Here is a 15,772-nt window from a genome sequence, read left to right on the forward strand (position 1 = left end):
GCTAGTCTTGCTTATCCAAGAAGGGAGCCTGGTATGTTCGAATCCGCCGAAATTGGTCACGCCATCGACAAAGAAACCTATGACGCCGAAGTGCCGGCGTTGCGCGAAGCCTTGCTCGAAGCCCAGTTCGAGCTCAAGCAGCAGTCTCGCTTTGCGGTCATCGTGCTGATCAATGGCATCGAGGGGGCCGGCAAGGGCGAAACCGTCAAGCTGCTCAACGAGTGGATGGACCCGCGCCTGATCGAGGTGCGCACCTTCGACCAGCAGACCGACGAGGAGCTGGCCCGGCCGCCGGCCTGGCGCTACTGGCGGGCCTTGCCGAGCAAGGGGCGCATGGGCGTCTTCTTCGGCAACTGGTACAGCCAGATGCTGCAGGGGCGGGTGCATGGCCAGTTCAAGGACGCGGTGCTCGACCAGGCCATCAACGGTGCCGAACGGCTGGAAAAGATGCTGTGCGACGAAGGCGCGCTGATCTTCAAGTTCTGGTTTCACCTGTCCAAGAAGCAGATGAAGGCGCGGCTCAAGTCGCTCAAGGATGACCCGCTGCACAGCTGGAAGATCAGCCCGCTGGACTGGCAGCAATCGCAGACCTATGACCGGTTCGTGCGCTTCGGCGAACGGGTGCTGCGCCGCACCAGCCGTGACTATGCACCCTGGCACATCATCGAGGGCGTGGACCCGAACTACCGCAGCCTGGCAGTGGGCAAGATCCTGCTCGAGGGCCTGCAGAACGCCTTGAAGGCCAAGGCCCTGGGACGCCAGACCAACATCGCGCCGCTGGGCGAATCCATCGACGGACGCAGCCTGCTGGGCAGCCTGGACATGACCCTGCGTCTGGACAAGAACGACTACCAGGAGCAGCTGATTGTCGAGCAGGCCCGTCTGGCGGGCCTGTTGCGTGACAAGCGCATGCGTCGCCACGCGCTGGTGGCGGTGTTCGAGGGCAACGACGCGGCGGGCAAGGGCGGTGCCATTCGGCGCGTGGCCGCCGCGCTGGACCCGCGTCAGTACCGCATCGTGCCGATTGCCGCCCCTACCGAGGAGGAGCGGGCGCAGCCCTACCTGTGGCGGTTCTGGCGGCACATTCCGGCGCGCGGCAAGTTCACGGTGTTCGACCGCTCGTGGTACGGGCGGGTGCTGGTGGAGCGTATCGAGGGCTTCTGCAGCCAGGCCGACTGGATGCGCGCCTATGGCGAGATCAACGATTTCGAGGAGCAACTGCACGACGCTGGCGTGGTGGTGGTCAAGTTCTGGCTGTCGATCGACGAGCAGACCCAGCTGGAGCGTTTTCAGGAGCGCGAGCAGATACCGTTCAAACGCTTCAAGATCACCGAGGAAGACTGGCGCAACCGCGACAAGTGGGACGCGTACTCCGAGGCGGTGGGCGACATGGTCGACCGCACCAGCACCGAAGTGGCGCCCTGGACGCTGGTGGAGGCCAATGACAAGCGTTGGGCGCGAGTGAAGGTGCTGCGCACCATCAACGAGGCGCTGGAGGCGGCGTTCAAGAAAGACAAGAAGTGATCATTGGCCGCATCGCGGGGCAAGCCCGCTCCCACAGGAACTCCATCAGCCTTGTGGGAGCGGCTTGACCCGCGACGGGCTGCGTAGCAGAGCTTTTTTCAGCCTTTGCCGCCGGCCTCGAGCATCTGCTCCGGCCTTACCCATTCATCGAACTGCGCATCGGTCAGATACCCCAGTTCCAGCGCTGCCTCGCGCAGGGTGGTGCCTTCGGCGTAGGCCTTCTTGGCGATCTGCGCCGACTTGTCGTAACCGATATGCGGGTTGAGCGCCGTCACCAGCATCAGCCCGCGCTCCAGGTGCTCGGCCATCTGCTGCGGGTCTGGCTCGATGCCCGCCACGCAGTGCTGCTGGAAGTTGCGGCAGCCATCGGCCAGCAGTTCGATCGACTGCAGCAGGTTGTGGATGATCACCGGCTTGAACACGTTGAGCTGCAGGTGGCCCTGGCTGGCGGCAAAGCCGATGGTGGTGTCGTTGCCCAGCACCTGGCAGGCCAGCATCGACAGTGCCTCGCACTGGGTCGGGTTGACCTTGCCGGGCATGATCGAGCTGCCCGGCTCGTTGGCCGGCAGGCGCACCTCGGCCAGCCCCGCGCGCGGCCCGGAGCCGAGCAGGCGCAGGTCGTTGGCCAGCTTCATCAGGGCCACGGCCAGGGTTTTCAGCGCACCGGCCAGGGTGATCAGCGGCTCGTGCCCGGCCAGTGCTGCAAACTTGTTGGGCGCGGTGACGAACGGCAGCCCCGACAAAGCGGCAAGCTCAGCGGCGATCGCCTCGGCAAACCCGTGCGGCGCGTTCAGCCCGGTACCCACGGCGGTACCGCCCTGGGCCAGTTCGCACACCGCCGGCAGCGCCGCGCGGATGGCGCGCTGGGCGTAGTCCAGTTGGGCCACGTAGGCCGAGACCTCTTGGCCGAAGGTGATCGGGGTGGCGTCCATCATGTGGGTTCGCCCGGTCTTGACCAGTTGCATGTGGCGTGCGGCCAGTTCGGCCAACCCGCCCGACAGCTCGGCGATGGCCGGCAGCAGTTGCTGGTTGACCGCCTGTGCGGCGGCAATGTGCATGGCGGTCGGGAAACAGTCGTTGGAGCTCTGCGAGCGGTTGACGTGGTCGTTGGGGTGCACCGGCACCTTGCCGCCGCGGCCCTTGCCGGCCAGCTCGTTGGCGCGCCCGGCCAGCACTTCGTTGGCGTTCATGTTGCTCTGGGTACCGCTGCCGGTCTGCCACACCACCAGCGGGAACTGGTCGTCATGCTCGCCGGCCAGCACCTCGTCGGCGGCCTGTTCGATCAGGCGGGCGATGTCGGCCGGCAGGTCGCCGTTGCGGTCATTGACCCGCGCTGCGGCCTTCTTGATCAGCACCAGCGCGTGCAGTACCGCCAGCGGCATGCGTTCCTTGCCGATGGCAAAGTTGATCAGCGAGCGCTGGGTCTGGGCACCCCAGTAGGCCTCGTCAGGAACTTCAACCGGGCCCAGGCTGTCAGTTTCGATACGGCTCATGCGGTACGCACTCCTTCAATGGCTTGTTTGCGCAGTTTAGGCCCTGATTCGGCATGGCGGTTCCATTGCCTGTCGTCCCTCTTGAGCAGGCTGCCCCAGTCGGCGCAGAATGCTCTACTCTGGGTACGCCCTCTTTTTATTTTAAGGAATTTCGATGACCCGTCTTCGCGCCCTCTGCACGGCTGTCGCGCTGGTCTGCGCCAGCGGCCAGGCACTCGCCGATACCGCCAGCCACAACGCCAGCGCTGAAAAATTCCTGGTGATGGCGCACGCCGACAAACTGGGTACCCCGGTCTACATGCAGGTGCAGCAGATGTTTGCCCAGCGCTTCGAGCAGACCAAGGCGCCGGCGTCCAAAAAGGCCGTGCTTGAAACCTACCAGGCCAAGGCCAACGCCGCCCTGGACCAGGCCATCGGCTGGAACAAGCTCAAGCCGGACATGATCAAGCTGTACACCAGCACCTTCAGCGAATCCGAGCTCAAGGACCTGGTCGCCTTCTACCAGTCGCCACTGGGCAAGAAAGTCCTGGAAAAGATGCCTGCCGTTACCCAGCAGTCGGCCCAGCTGACCCAGCAGAAGCTTGAAAGCGCCGTGCCGGTGGTCAACAAGCTGCTGGCCGACATGACCAACGAGCTGGACCCGTCCGCCGGCAAGGCGGCCGCACCGGCCAAGAAACCTTAAGCGGAGCCCAGCATGTCGATGCAGCAGAAGATCGAACAGAGCCTGGCGGCGCTCGCCCCGCAGCACCTCGAGGTGCTGGACGAGAGCCACATGCACAGCCGGGGCCAGCAGACCCACTACAAGGCCGTGCTGGTCAGCGAACAGTTCGATGGCTTGAACAGCGTCAAGCGCCACCAGAAGGTCTACGCCACCCTGGGTGACCTGATGGGGCAGTTCCATGCCCTGGCGTTGCACACCTACACCCCGCAGGAATGGCAGAAAGTCGGCAGCGCGCCGGCTTCGCCCACCTGCGCCGGAGGCAGCAAACACTGAAATCCCTTTCAGGTTTTTGCTAGAATCCGCAACGCGCCGCCTGTCGGCGCGTTTTTTATTGTCGACCCGGTCCGCCCTTTGCGAGGGTGACCACCTGGAGAATCAAGGCATGACCCAAGCTATCGTCGTGGCGGCGCTGTACAAGTTCGTCACCCTGAAAGATTACGTCGAGCTGCGCGAGCCGCTGCTCGAGACCATGGAGCGCAACGGGGTCAAGGGCACCCTGCTGTTGGCCGAAGAGGGTATCAACGGCACCGTGTCGGGTACCCGCGAAGGCATCGATGGCCTGCTGGCCTGGCTGCGCAGCGATGCACGCCTGGTGGACATCGATCACAAGGAATCGTACTGCGACGAACAGCCGTTCTACCGCACCAAGGTCAAGCTCAAGAAAGAGATCGTGACCCTCGGCGTGCCGGGCGTGGACCCGAACCGGACGGTCGGTACCTATGTCGAGCCCAAGGACTGGAACGCGCTGATCAGCGACCCCGAAGTGCTGCTGATCGACACCCGCAACGACTATGAAGTGGCGATTGGTACCTTCGAGGGCGCCATCGACCCCAAGACCACCACCTTTCGCGAGTTTCCCGAGTACATCAAGGCCAACTTCGACCCTGCCCGGCACAAGAAGGTGGCGATGTTCTGCACCGGTGGCATCCGCTGCGAAAAAGCCTCCAGCTATATGCTCGGCGAGGGTTTCGAAGCGGTCTATCATCTTAAGGGTGGCATCCTGAAGTACCTCGAGGAGGTCCCCCAGGAAGAAACGCGCTGGCAGGGCGACTGCTTTGTCTTCGACAACCGCGTGACCGTGCGTCACGACCTCAGCGAAGGCGACTACGACCAGTGCCACGCCTGTCGTACCCCGATCAGCGTGGAAGAACGGGCCTCCGAGCATTATTCGCCAGGCATCAGCTGCCCGCATTGCTGGGACAGCCTGAGCGAGAAGACCCGGCGCAGCGCCATCGATCGGCAGAAGCAGATCGAGTTGGCCAAGGCCCGCAACATGCCGCACCCGATCGGCCACAACTATCGCAAAGCCGAGGTGTGATGGATGACCGCTCGCCTGCTGTATGTAATGGACCCGATGTGCTCCTGGTGCTGGGGTTTCGCACCCGTGGCCGAGGCCCTGATACGGCAGGCGCGCGAGGCCGGCGTGGACACCCACCTGGTGCCCGGCGGCCTGCGCTCGGGCAGCAGTGCGCTGGATGCCTCCACCCGGCGCTACATTCTTGAACACTGGCAGGCGGTCAATCAGGCCACCGGCCAGCCGTTCCAGCTCGAGGGCGCGATGCCCGAAGGCTTTGTCTACGACACCGAACCTGCCTGCCGCGCGCTGGTGGCTGCACGCAGCCTGGACCCGCAGCGGGCCTGGACGCTGCTGGGGATGATCCAGCAGGCGTTCTACCAGCGCAGCGAAGACGTGACCCTGCCGGTCAAGCTGGTGGAGCTGGCCGAGCAGGCCGGTTTCGACCGCGCCGCCTTCGCCGAGGCCTTCAGCAGCGGCGACACCCGCAGCGCCACCGCCGCCGACTTCACCTGGGTGCAGGACCTGGGCATCGCGGGCTTCCCGACCCTGCTCGCCGAGCGCAATGGCCAACTGGCCCTGCTGACCAACGGCTACCAGGCCCTGGGGGCGCTGCAGCCGCTGCTGGGGCGCTGGCTGGAGCATGCGGTCAATGCTTGACCTGCCTGGCTCCCCCGACCCGGTGCCCGGGCCGACGCCGGCACCTGTCGATCGCTTGAGCTGGGCCGAGATCCGGCGCCTGGCGCAACACCACAAGAAAGCCCTGTGGACTGCCAACGGCGTGGCCGTGCTGGCGGCCCTGTGCAGTGTGCCGATTCCGCTGCTGCTGCCGTTGCTGGTCGACGAAGTGCTGCTGGGGCACGGCGATGCGGCGCTCAAGTGGATGAACAACCTGCTGCCCGCCAGCTGGCAGGTGGCGGCCGGCTACATCGGCCTGATGCTGGTCTTCACCCTGACGCTGCGCTGTGCGGCACTGGCCTTCAACGTGGTGCAGGCCAAGCTGTTCGCCGGGCTGGCCAAGGACATCGTCTACCGGCTGCGCATCCGCCTGATCGAGCGGCTCAAGCGCATCTCGCTGAGCGAGTACGAGAGCCTGGGCAGCGGTACGGTTACCACGCACCTGGTCACCGATCTGGACACCGTGGACAAGTTCGTCGGTGAAACCCTCAGCCGCTTTCTGGTGGCCATGCTCACGCTGGCCGGCACCTCGGCGATCCTGTTGTGGATGCACTGGCAGCTGGCGCTGTTGATCCTGCTGTTCAACCCGCTGGTGATCTTTGCCACGGTGCAGTTGGGCAAGCGGGTCAAGCACCTGAAGAAACTCGAGAACGACAGCACCTCGCGCTTCACCCAGGCACTGACCGAAACCCTGGATGCGATCCAGGAAATCCGTGCCGGCAACCGCCAGGGCTACTTTCTCGGGCGCTTGGGCATGCGTGCCCAGGAGGTGCGCAACTATGCGGTGTCCTCGCAATGGAAGAGCGATGCCAGCAGCCGCGCCAGTGGCTTGCTGTTCCAGTTCGGCATCGACATCTTTCGCGCAGCGGCCATGCTCACGGTGCTGTTTTCCGACCTCAGCATCGGCCAGATGCTGGCGGTGTTCAGCTACCTGTGGTTCATGATCGGCCCGGTGGAGCAGTTGCTCAACCTGCAGTACGCCTACTACGCGGCAGGTGGTGCGCTGAGCCGGATCAACGAGCTGCTGGCGCGCAGCGACGAGCCGCAGTATCCCGGCGGCATCGACCCTTTCGCGGGGCAGACCACCGTGGGCATCGAGGTGCGCGGGCTGCGTTTCGGCTATGGCGAGGAGCCGGTGCTGGACCAGTTGAACCTGTCCATCGCACCCGGCGAGAAGGTGGCCATCGTCGGCGCCAGCGGCGGCGGCAAGAGCACCCTGGTGCAGCTGTTGCTGGGCCTGTACAGCGCCCAGGCCGGCAGCATCCGCTTCGGCGGTTCGACCTTGCAGGAGATCGGCCTGGAAACCCTGCGCGAGCATGTGGCGGTGGTGTTGCAGCACCCGTCGCTGTTCAACGACACCGTGCGCGCCAACCTGACCATGGGCCGCGAGAGTACCGATGAGGCCTGCTGGCAGGCGCTGCGCATTGCCCAGCTCGACGCCACCATCGCCGCGCTGCCGCAGGGCCTGGACAGTGTGGTGGGACGTTCGGGCGTGCGTCTGTCCGGCGGGCAGCGCCAGCGTCTGGCGATAGCGCGCATGGTGCTGGCCGAGCCCAAGGTCGTCATTCTCGATGAGGCCACCTCGGCACTGGACGCGGCCACCGAGTACAACCTGCACCAGGCGCTGAGCCGCTTCCTCAGCGCCCGTACCACCCTGATCATCGCTCACCGCCTGTCGGCAGTGAAGCAGGCCGACCGCGTGCTGGTGTTCGACGGCGGGCATGTCGCCGAGGATGGCGGTCACCAGCAGCTGATCGCCGAGGGCGGGTTGTACGCCAAGCTCTATGGGCATTTGCAACAGAGCTGAGGGCCTTCTACTGTACAACTGTTGTACAGGTGAAAAAGGGCCTGATGGCAGGTGGCAAATGGCCTAGGCTGTGTCTGTGCAGGATGAGACTCATCGGGCTGCGCATTGCTGCAAGGGACCTCATGAAGCAGAAACGGACTCTCGAAGCGCCCAGGTTGTTGGGCATCATCTGGCCTTTTGTGGCGGTCGTACTGTTCCAGGCCTTGCTGGGGGGCATCAGCCTCTATGCCTTGTCGGCCGTGCGCGGTTATGTGGCGGGCGAGAGCCTGTGGTCCAAGGGGCAGAAGGACGCCATCTACTTCCTGAGCCTGTATACCGACAGCCGCGACGAGGCGGCCTACCAGAAGTACCGGCAGGCCATCGCCATCCCCCAGGGTGGGCACCAGCTGCGCACCGCGCTGGACGCCAAGCCCCTGGACCTGGCCGCTGCGCGCCAGGGCATCCTCAGGGGCGGCAACCACCCGGATGACATCGACAGCGTCATCTGGCTCTACCTGAATTTCCGTCATGTCAGCTACATGGAACGCGCCATCGAACGCTGGTCGGTGGGGGACGACTACCTGCAGCAGCTGGATGCGCTGGCCAACCGGATCCACCAGGGTATCGTCACCGGGAATGTCACTGCGCAGCGGGTTGCAGCCTGGAAGGGTGAGATCGCCGCGATCAACGAGGCGGTAACCCCCGCCGCCATGGCGTTCAGCGATGCCCTGGGCGAAGGATCGCGCATGCTGTTGCGCCTGCTGCTGGTGGTCAACCTGGCCACGGCACTGTTTCTGATTGCGCTGGCCTGCCTGCGCACGCACAAGCTGCTGGCGCAGCGCCAGGCCTTTGCCAGTGCCCTGCAGGTGGAGAAGGATCGGGCGCAGATCACCTTGCAGTCGATTGGCGATGGGGTGATCACCACCGATGTCGAGGGCTGTATCGCCTACATGAACCCTGCCGCCGAGCAGTTGACCCACTGGAGCGCCGGACAGGCCCAGGGCCTGCCGCTGGCGGCGCTGTTCAGCCTGCTGGACGACAACGCCGAAAAAGACAGCCTGTCCCTTACCGAGCGCATTCTGAGCGGTACCCTCAAGGGCGGCAGCGAGCACGCCAAGCTGATCCAGCGGCTGGACGGCAGCACGGTGTCGGTGGCCCTGGTGGGCTCGCCGATCATCAGTGACGGTCAGGTCAGCGGCATCGTGCTGGTGCTGCACGACATGACCCAGGAGCGCCAGTACATCGCCAACCTGTCGTGGCAGGCCACCCATGATGCCCTCACCGGGCTGGCCAACCGGCGCGAATTCGAATACCGGCTGGAGCTGGCGCTGGGCGACCTGGGCCGCCAGGCGGCGCGCCACACCCTGCTGTTTCTGGACCTGGATCAGTTCAAGCTGGTCAACGACACCTGTGGCCATGCGGCGGGCGACGAATTGCTGCGTCACATTTGCGCGGTGCTGCAGGCGGGCGTTCGCGAGGGCGATACCCTGGCGCGCCTGGGCGGCGACGAGTTCGGTATCCTGCTCGAGAACTGCCTGCCCGAGCAGGCCGAGCGCATTGCCGAGAATCTGCGCCAGACCGTGCAGAGCCTGCACTTCGTGTGGAAGGGGCGCCCGTTCATGACCACCGTGAGCGTGGGGCTGGTCCACCTGCAACTGGCACCCCATACGCTGGAGGCCTCGCTGCGTGCGGCCGACATGGCGTGCTACATGGCCAAGGAGAAGGGGCGCAACCGGGTGCAGGTGTACCACCCCGACGACACCGAGCTGTCCATGCGCTTTGGCGAGATGGCCTGGATCCAGCGCCTGCACATCGCCCTGGAGGAAGACCGCTTCTGCCTGTATGCCCAGGAAATCGCACCACTGGCGGCCGGTGAGTCGGATGCCGGTCATCTGGAAATACTGCTGCGCCTGCATGATGAGAGCGGGCGCATCATCCTGCCCGACAGCTTCATCCCGGCCGCCGAACGCTATGGGCTCATGACGGCCCTGGATCGCTGGGTAGTGAACAGAGTGTTCAAGGTGATTCGCCAGGCGCTGGACGAGGGGCGAAAGGGGCCATTGGCAATGTGCGCCATCAACCTGTCGGGCAGCAGCATCGGCGATGACAAGTTTCTGGATTATCTGCAGCGCCAGTTCGTCGAGTACGCCATACCGCCTGAAATGATCTGTTTCGAGATCACCGAAACCAGTGCGATTGCCAACCTGGGCAGCGCCATTCGTTTCATCAACGAATTGAAAGGGCTGGGTTGCCACTTTTCGCTGGACGACTTCTGCGCCGGGATGTCGTCGTTTGCCTACCTCAAACACCTGCCCGTGGACTTCCTGAAAATCGACGGGAGTTTCGTCAAGGACATGCTTGACGATCCGATTAACCGGGCTATGGTCGAAGTGATCAACCATATTGGCCACGTCATGGGCAAGCGCACCATTGCCGAGTTTGTCGAGACGCCCCTGATCGAGCAGGCGCTGCATGAAATTGGTGTCGATTACGCCCAGGGCTACCTGATCGAGCGGCCGCAGGTGTTCACCTGTGAAAGCTTGCAACGCCGGCGTATCCGTTCGCGACCCTTGCTGTTCAGGACGCCGGGGACGTTTCGCTGAGCGTTCACTTCAAATCACAAGGATGTAGGGATATGACAGTGATTGATGCATTTGAGCGAGTGGGTCCATTGATGGACGCGCAAAGTTACCCACTCTGGGCTCAGAAACTGATCGAGGATTGCAGTGCGAGCAAGCAGCGGGTGGTAGAGCATGAAATCTATCACCGCCTGCGCGACGGCAAGCTGAGCCAGCGCACCCTGCGCCAGTATCTGATCGGCGGCTGGCCGGTAGTCGAACAGTTTTCGGTGTACATGGCGCAGAACCTGGCCAAGACCAGTTTTGCCCGCCACCCGGGGGAAGACATGGCGCGTCGCTGGCTGATGCGCAATATCCGTGTCGAGCTCAACCATGCCGACTACTGGGTGCACTGGGCCCAGGCGCACGGGGTCAGCCTGGACGATCTGAACGAGCAGAACGTGCCGACCGAGTTGCAGGCGCTGAGTGACTGGTGCTGGCATACCTGTGCGGCCGATTCGCTGATCGTGGCCATGGCCGCGACCAACTATGCGATCGAAGGCGCGGTGGGGGAATGGTCGGCGCTGGTGTGTTCGACGGATACCTACGCCAACGGCTTTCCCGAAAGCGGGCGCAAGCGCGCCATGAAATGGCTGAGGATGCACGCGCAGTATGACGACGAGCACCCTTGGGAGGCGTTGGAGATCATCTGCACGCTGGCGGGCAACAACCCACCACAGGCGCTGCAGACCCAGCTGCGTCGTGCGATCTGCAAGAGCTACGACTACATGTACCTGTTTCTGGAGCGCTGTCTGCAGCTGGAGCAGTCCCCACAGGCCGAGCCGGGCTCCACTGCCCGGTCGCGCTCGGCCCTGGTCGGCGCCTGAGGGCTACTGTGCGTTGAGCGCCTGGCCGTTGATGCCCTTGCTGTCCGGGCCCATCAGGTAGAGGTAGACCGGCATGATCTGCTCGGGCAGCGGGTTGTTCTCCGGTGCCTCGGCAGGGTAGGCCTGGGCGCGCATGCTGGTGCGTGTGGCGCCCGGGTTGACGCTGTTGGCGCGCACGGGGGCAACGTTCTCCAGCTCGTCGGCGAGGGTCTGCATCAGGCCTTCGGTGGCGAATTTCGATACGCCATAGGCACCCCAGTAGGCCCGGCCCTTGCGCCCGACGCTGCTGGAGGTGAACACCACCGAGGCATCCTCCGACAGCTTGAGCAGCGGCAGCAGGGTGCTGGTGAGCATGAACATGGCGTTGACGTTGATGTGCATGACGCGCATGAAGTTCTCGCCCGACAACTGCTCCAGCGGGGTACGCGGGCCGATGATGGAGGCGTTGTGCAGCAGCCCGTCGAGACGACCGAATTCGTTTTCCACCATCACTGCCAGCTCATCGTACTGATGGGGCAGGGCGGTTTCGAGGTTGAAGGGCACGACCACCGGTGCCGGATGGCCGGCTGCGGTGATCTGGTCGTGCACCTCGTTGAGGTTGGCTTCGGTCTTGCCCAGCAGCAGTACCGTGGCGCCATGGGCAGCGTAGGCCTTGGCAGCAGCGGCGCCGATGCCGCGACCGGCGCCGGTGACCAGGATGACCCGGCCGTTGAGCAGGCCGGGGCGGGCGGTGTAGTCGAACATGGGATTCCCTCGAGATCGTGGTGAGGCATTCGCCGGCACGGCCGGCTCCTACAAATCGATCCGGTGTTGCAGGAGCCGGCCGTGCCGGCGAAGCTTTTGGCGGGTGTCGGCGATCAGCAGCCGCACAGGGCGCTGTCGAGCACCTTGCGCAGGTCCAGCGGATGATCGACCACCACGTCCGCGCCCCAGTTGTTGGGGTTGTCCTCTGGATGAATATAGCCGTAGCGCACCGCTGCGGTGCGGGTGCCGGCGTCGCGGCCCGACTCGATGTCGCGCAGGTCGTCACCCACGAACAGCACGCTGGCCGGGTCCAGGTTCAGGGTCTTGCAGGCCAGGATCAGCGGCTCGGGGTCGGGCTTGCTGTTCTTCACGTGATCCGGACAGATCAGCAGCGACGAACGCTCGGCCAGGCCCAGCTGCTGCATGATCGGCTCGGCGAAGCGTACCGGCTTGTTGGTGACCACGCCCCACAGCAGGTTGCCTTTTTCGATGTCGGCCAGCAGCTCGGCCATGCCGTCGAACAGCTTGCTGTGCACCGCGCAATCCTTCTGGTAGCGCTCGAGGAATTCCAGGCGCAGCGCCTCGAACTCGGGGGCTTCGGGGCTCATCGCGAACGCGGTGGCGACCATGGCTCGGGCGCCACCGGAAATCACCTCGCGAATCCGTTCATCGTCGATTGCCGGCAGGCTGCGGTCGGCCAGCATGGCCTGGCAGATGGCGATGAAATCCGGCGCCGTGTCGAGCAGGGTGCCGTCCATGTCGAAAAGTACTGCTCGCAAACGCATGCTCATTCCTCGCGCAGGGTCTGGATCATGTAGTTGACGTCGACGTCGCTGGCCAGTTTGTAGTGCTTGGTCAGCGGGTTGTAGGTCAGGCCGATGATGTCCTTGACGCTCAGGCCCGCTTCGCGGCTCCAGGCGCCCAGTTCGGACGGTCGGATGAATTTCTTGAAGTCATGGGTGCCGCGCGGCAGCAGCTTCATGATGTATTCCGCACCGATGATGGCGAACAGGTAGGCCTTGGGGTTGCGGTTGATGGTGGAGAAGAATACCTGGCCGCCGGGCTTGACCATGCGGTAGCAGGCGCGGATCACCGAGGAGGGGTCGGGTACGTGCTCGAGCATCTCCAGGCAGGTGACCACGTCGAACTGCTCGGGCATTTCCTCGGCCAGGGCTTCGGCGGTGATCTGCCGGTACTCCACCTCGACGCCGGACTCCAGCTGGTGCAGGCGGGCGACGGCCAGCGGCGCTTCACCCATGTCGATGCCGGTGACGGTGGCACCCCGCAGGGCCATGGCCTCGCTGAGAATGCCGCCGCCACAACCGACGTCGAGCACTTTCTTGCCGGCCAGCTTGACCCGCTCGTCGACCCAGTTGACCCGCAGCGGATTGATGTCGTGCAGTGGCTTGAATTCGCTCTCGCGGTCCCACCAGCGGTGGGCCAGGGCTTCGAATTTGGCGATTTCGGCGTGGTCGACGTTGCTCATGGAACGGTCCTCAGAAACTTTGATAATTCGCTACAGGTCGGCAGCCGTGGCTGCCGACGGGTTATTCGTGCTGGCCGCCGATACGCTGGCCCCAGCCACAGGCGCTGGCATGCACGGCCTGTTCGTCGAGCCGGGTGAGGCGGCGCTCATCGAGCAGTTGCCGGCCGGCCACCCAGACATGTCTTGCGCAGTCCCGCCCGCTGGCATACACCAGTTGCGAGACCGGGTCGTAGATCGGCTGCTGGGCCAGGCCCGACAGGTCGAATGCCACCAGGTCGGCAGCCTTGCCCAGCTCCAGTGAGCCGGTTACGGCCTCCAGGCCCAGCGCGCGGGCGCCGTTGAGGGTTGCCATGCGCAAGGCGCGATGGGCATCCAGGGCGCTGGCCGAACCTGACACGGCCTTGGCCAGCAGGGCCGCGGTACGGGTTTCGCCCAGCAGGTCGAGGTCGTTGTTGCTGGCGGCGCCATCGGTGCCTATGGCTACGTTGACGCCAGCCTGCCACAGGCGTTCCACCGGGCAGAAGCCGCTGGCCAGCTTGAGGTTGGATTCAGGGCAGTGCACCACGCTGGTGTTGCTTTCTACCAGCAGGGCCAGGTCGTCGTCGCTGACCTGGGTCATGTGCACGGCCTGCAGGCGCGGGCCCAGCAGGCCGATGCGTGCCAGGCGCGCCAATGGCCGCTCGCCGCACTGGTCGATGGACTGCTGCACCTCGAAGGCGGTCTCGTGCAGGTGCATGTGCACCAGCGCGTCCAGCTCTTCGGCGATCACCCGGACCTTTTCCAGGTTGGCGTCGCTGACCGTGTACGGTGCGTGCGGGCCCAGGGCCACGGTGATGCGCGGATGGTGGCGCAGGTCGCCGAACAGCTCCACGCCCAGGTGCAGGCCTTCGTCGAAGGTGCGGGCGCCGGGAATCGGGAAGTCCAGCAACGGCACTGCGATCTGCGCGCGCATGCCGCTGTCGTGCACGCATTCGCTGGCGATCTTGGGGAAGAAGTACATGTCCGAGAAGCAGGTGATGCCACCCTTGAGCTGTTCGGCAATGGCCAGGTTGGTGCCGTCACGCACGAAGGCTTCATCGACCCAGCGGGCTTCGGCGGGCCAGATGTGCTCCTGCAGCCAGGTCATCAGCGGCAGGTCGTCGGCCAGGCCGCGAAACAGCGTCATCGCGGCGTGGCCGTGGGCGTTGATCAGGCCGGGGGCGAGCAGGCAGCCGGGCAGCTCGCGCACCTCGGTGGCCTGCAGGCGCAGGGCGTCTTCGCGCGGGCCGATGAAGGCGATAAGGCCGTCGCGGATACCGATGCCGTGGCCCTTGAGAACCACCCCGGCCGGTTCGACGGGCACCAGCCACGAGGGCAGGAGCAACAGGTCGAGGGGAGGGGCAGGCTTGGGCATGTGCGAAAATCCCGGTATCGCGGAAGGTGGGGGCGAAGTATACCCGAGCGTCCGCGGCTGGGGCTCGTTATAATCGTGCGCTTTTGATGTCCGAATGACGGGGTGAGGCATGCGCGATCGACTGTTGGCTGCGGAGAAGGTGACGGCCATCGATTGGCGGGATGGTGCCCTGTATCTGCTCGACCAGCGTGCGCTGCCGTTCGAGCAGCGCTGGCTGGCGTATAACGATGCCGTCGGGGTGGCCGAGGCCATCCGCACCATGGTGGTGCGCGGCGCCCCGGCCATCGGCATCAGTGCGGCCTATGGCCTGGTGCTGGCGCTGCGCCAGCGCCTGGCGGATGGCGATGACTGGGAAATGGCTCTGGAAGAGGACTTCGAGCTGCTGGGCGAAGCCCGTCCCACCGCCGTCAACCTGTTCTGGGCACTGAACCGCATGCGCGAGCGGCTGTTGCGGATAAAGGCCGGGGATGACGTGCTGGCGATCATGCTGGCCGAAGCCGAGGCCATCCACGAAAGCGACCGTGAAGCCAACCTGACCATGGCCCAGCTGGGCGCCGAGCTGATTCGCAGGCACCAGGGCAGCGAGCAGGCCATCCTCACCCACTGCAATGCCGGCGCGCTGGCCACGGGTGGGTTCGGCACTGCGCTGGGGGTGATTCGCGCCGCGTACCTGGAAGGCATGGTGGAGCGGGTGTACGTGGCCGAGACCCGGCCCTGGCTGCAAGGGTCGCGGCTGACCGCCTGGGAGCTTGCCGGCGAAGGGGTGCCGGTGACCATCGGCGTCGATTCCGCCGCCGCGCACCTGATGAAGACCAAGGGCATCACCTGGGTGATCGTCGGCGCCGACCGCATCACTGCCAATGGCGACGTGGTCAGCAAAATCGGCACCTACCAGCTGGCGGTCAATGCCATGCACCATGGGGTTCGCTTCATGGTAGTGGCGCCCAGTTCGAGCATCGACCTCAACCTGGCCAGTGGCGAGGAGGTGATACTCGAGGAGCGGGATGTCAGCGAGCTGCTGGAGGTGGGCGGCGAACGGGTCGGGGCCGGGGTAGAGGCCTTCAATCCGGTGTTCGATGTGACGCCGGCAGACCTGATCGACGTGATCGTGACCGAAAAGGGCATCGTCGAGCGTCCGGACGCGGCCAAGATGGCGCAGTTGATGTGCCGCAAGCGGTTGCATTGAGGTCCGCGCCGCGCCCTTTGCC

14 protein-coding genes are annotated in these 15,772 nt (G+C 64.9%); 9 read left to right on the forward strand and 5 right to left on the reverse strand.

The annotated features are described in order from the left end of the window. The first annotated feature begins 33 nt into the window (after window positions 1-33). Window positions 34-1,524 (forward strand): polyphosphate:AMP phosphotransferase, encoded by a 1,491-nt coding sequence (pap, locus tag CR917_RS07200; RefSeq protein WP_058541032.1) that lies wholly within the window; start codon window positions 34-36, stop codon window positions 1,522-1,524. Window positions 1,525-1,622: 98 nt separating this feature from the next. On the opposite strand, the gene CR917_RS07205 is transcribed toward pap, so the two are convergent. Further along, window positions 1,623-3,017, reverse strand: a complete 1,395-nt coding sequence (locus CR917_RS07205; protein WP_043862664.1) for a class II fumarate hydratase — start codon at window positions 3,015-3,017, stop codon at window positions 1,623-1,625. 154 nt (window positions 3,018-3,171) lie between these two features. Between CR917_RS07205 and CR917_RS07210 the strand changes: the two genes are divergently transcribed. The 7 genes from CR917_RS07210 to CR917_RS07240 all read left to right on the forward strand — a co-directional run bounded on the left by CR917_RS07210 (window position 3,172) and on the right by CR917_RS07240 (window position 10,941). Continuing rightward, on the forward strand, window positions 3,172-3,699 hold the full coding sequence (locus CR917_RS07210) for a DUF2059 domain-containing protein (RefSeq protein WP_043862665.1): 528 nt from the start codon (window positions 3,172-3,174) through the stop codon (window positions 3,697-3,699). A gap of 12 nt (window positions 3,700-3,711) precedes the next feature. After that, window positions 3,712-4,011, forward strand: coding sequence for a BolA family transcriptional regulator (locus CR917_RS07215; RefSeq protein ID WP_043862666.1), 300 nt, complete (start codon window positions 3,712-3,714; stop codon window positions 4,009-4,011). A gap of 109 nt (window positions 4,012-4,120) precedes the next feature. Next, window positions 4,121-5,056: a rhodanese-related sulfurtransferase gene (locus CR917_RS07220; RefSeq protein ID WP_043862667.1), complete on the forward strand. Its 936-nt coding sequence runs from the start codon at window positions 4,121-4,123 to the stop codon at window positions 5,054-5,056. Between the two features lie 3 nt (window positions 5,057-5,059). After that, window positions 5,060-5,692, forward strand: coding sequence for a DsbA family protein (locus CR917_RS07225; protein ID WP_043862668.1), 633 nt, complete (start codon window positions 5,060-5,062; stop codon window positions 5,690-5,692). Beyond that, window positions 5,685-7,517: an ABC transporter ATP-binding protein gene (locus CR917_RS07230; RefSeq protein WP_043862669.1), complete on the forward strand. Its 1,833-nt coding sequence runs from the start codon at window positions 5,685-5,687 to the stop codon at window positions 7,515-7,517. The genes CR917_RS07225 and CR917_RS07230 overlap by 8 nt, the downstream gene beginning before the upstream one ends. Before the next feature lie 122 nt (window positions 7,518-7,639). Then, complete coding sequence (locus CR917_RS07235; RefSeq protein WP_043862670.1) at window positions 7,640-10,099, forward strand: EAL domain-containing protein; 2,460 nt, start codon at window positions 7,640-7,642, stop codon at window positions 10,097-10,099. Between the two features lie 38 nt (window positions 10,100-10,137). After that, window positions 10,138-10,941, forward strand: coding sequence for a TenA family transcriptional regulator (locus CR917_RS07240; protein ID WP_054915876.1), 804 nt, complete (start codon window positions 10,138-10,140; stop codon window positions 10,939-10,941). Between the two features lie 3 nt (window positions 10,942-10,944). Here the strand turns inward: CR917_RS07240 and CR917_RS07245 are convergent, their stop codons facing one another. From CR917_RS07245 to CR917_RS07260, 4 genes are all read right to left on the reverse strand, one after another. Continuing rightward, window positions 10,945-11,685: a YciK family oxidoreductase gene (locus CR917_RS07245; protein ID WP_054915860.1), complete on the reverse strand. Its 741-nt coding sequence runs from the start codon at window positions 11,683-11,685 to the stop codon at window positions 10,945-10,947. 113 nt (window positions 11,686-11,798) lie between these two features. Further along, on the reverse strand, window positions 11,799-12,470 hold the full coding sequence (mupP, locus tag CR917_RS07250) for an N-acetylmuramic acid 6-phosphate phosphatase MupP (RefSeq protein WP_104572069.1): 672 nt from the start codon (window positions 12,468-12,470) through the stop codon (window positions 11,799-11,801). A 2-nt stretch (window positions 12,471-12,472) separates the two neighbouring features. After that, complete coding sequence (gene ubiG, locus CR917_RS07255) at window positions 12,473-13,171, reverse strand: bifunctional 2-polyprenyl-6-hydroxyphenol methylase/3-demethylubiquinol 3-O-methyltransferase UbiG (protein WP_043862673.1); 699 nt, start codon at window positions 13,169-13,171, stop codon at window positions 12,473-12,475. Window positions 13,172-13,232: 61 nt separating this feature from the next. Next, complete coding sequence (locus CR917_RS07260) at window positions 13,233-14,564, reverse strand: TRZ/ATZ family hydrolase (RefSeq protein WP_104572070.1); 1,332 nt, start codon at window positions 14,562-14,564, stop codon at window positions 13,233-13,235. A 109-nt stretch (window positions 14,565-14,673) separates the two neighbouring features. Here CR917_RS07260 and mtnA point away from each other — a divergent pair, with 109 nt between their 5' ends. After that, window positions 14,674-15,750: an S-methyl-5-thioribose-1-phosphate isomerase gene (gene mtnA, locus CR917_RS07265; RefSeq protein WP_104572071.1), complete on the forward strand. Its 1,077-nt coding sequence runs from the start codon at window positions 14,674-14,676 to the stop codon at window positions 15,748-15,750. Window positions 15,751-15,772: the final 22 nt, after the last annotated feature.

The sequence above is a fragment of the Pseudomonas sp. BRM28 genome, from assembly GCF_002939405.1.
In the GTDB taxonomy this organism is placed as follows: domain Bacteria; phylum Pseudomonadota; class Gammaproteobacteria; order Pseudomonadales; family Pseudomonadaceae; genus Aquipseudomonas; species Aquipseudomonas palmensis.

Bases quoted from the DNA above. Each gene is read 5' to 3' on its own strand.
- ubiG (WP_043862673.1), bottom strand. From the start codon at position 13,171: ATGAGCAACGTCGACCACGCCGAAATCGCCAAATTCGAAGCCCTGGCC.
- pap (WP_058541032.1), top strand. From the start codon at position 34: ATGTTCGAATCCGCCGAAATTGGTCACGCCATCGACAAAGAAACCTAT.
- CR917_RS07220 (WP_043862667.1), top strand. From the start codon at position 4,121: ATGACCCAAGCTATCGTCGTGGCGGCGCTGTACAAGTTCGTCACCCTG.
- mtnA (WP_104572071.1), top strand. From the start codon at position 14,674: ATGCGCGATCGACTGTTGGCTGCGGAGAAGGTGACGGCCATCGATTGG.
- CR917_RS07230 (WP_043862669.1), top strand. From the start codon at position 5,685: ATGCTTGACCTGCCTGGCTCCCCCGACCCGGTGCCCGGGCCGACGCCG.
- CR917_RS07235 (WP_043862670.1), top strand. From the start codon at position 7,640: ATGAAGCAGAAACGGACTCTCGAAGCGCCCAGGTTGTTGGGCATCATC.
- CR917_RS07210 (WP_043862665.1), top strand. From the start codon at position 3,172: ATGACCCGTCTTCGCGCCCTCTGCACGGCTGTCGCGCTGGTCTGCGCC.
- CR917_RS07205 (WP_043862664.1), bottom strand. From the start codon at position 3,017: ATGAGCCGTATCGAAACTGACAGCCTGGGCCCGGTTGAAGTTCCTGAC.
- CR917_RS07260 (WP_104572070.1), bottom strand. From the start codon at position 14,564: ATGCCCAAGCCTGCCCCTCCCCTCGACCTGTTGCTCCTGCCCTCGTGG.
- CR917_RS07225 (WP_043862668.1), top strand. From the start codon at position 5,060: ATGACCGCTCGCCTGCTGTATGTAATGGACCCGATGTGCTCCTGGTGC.
- CR917_RS07215 (WP_043862666.1), top strand. From the start codon at position 3,712: ATGTCGATGCAGCAGAAGATCGAACAGAGCCTGGCGGCGCTCGCCCCG.
- mupP (WP_104572069.1), bottom strand. From the start codon at position 12,470: ATGCGTTTGCGAGCAGTACTTTTCGACATGGACGGCACCCTGCTCGAC.
- CR917_RS07245 (WP_054915860.1), bottom strand. From the start codon at position 11,685: ATGTTCGACTACACCGCCCGCCCCGGCCTGCTCAACGGCCGGGTCATC.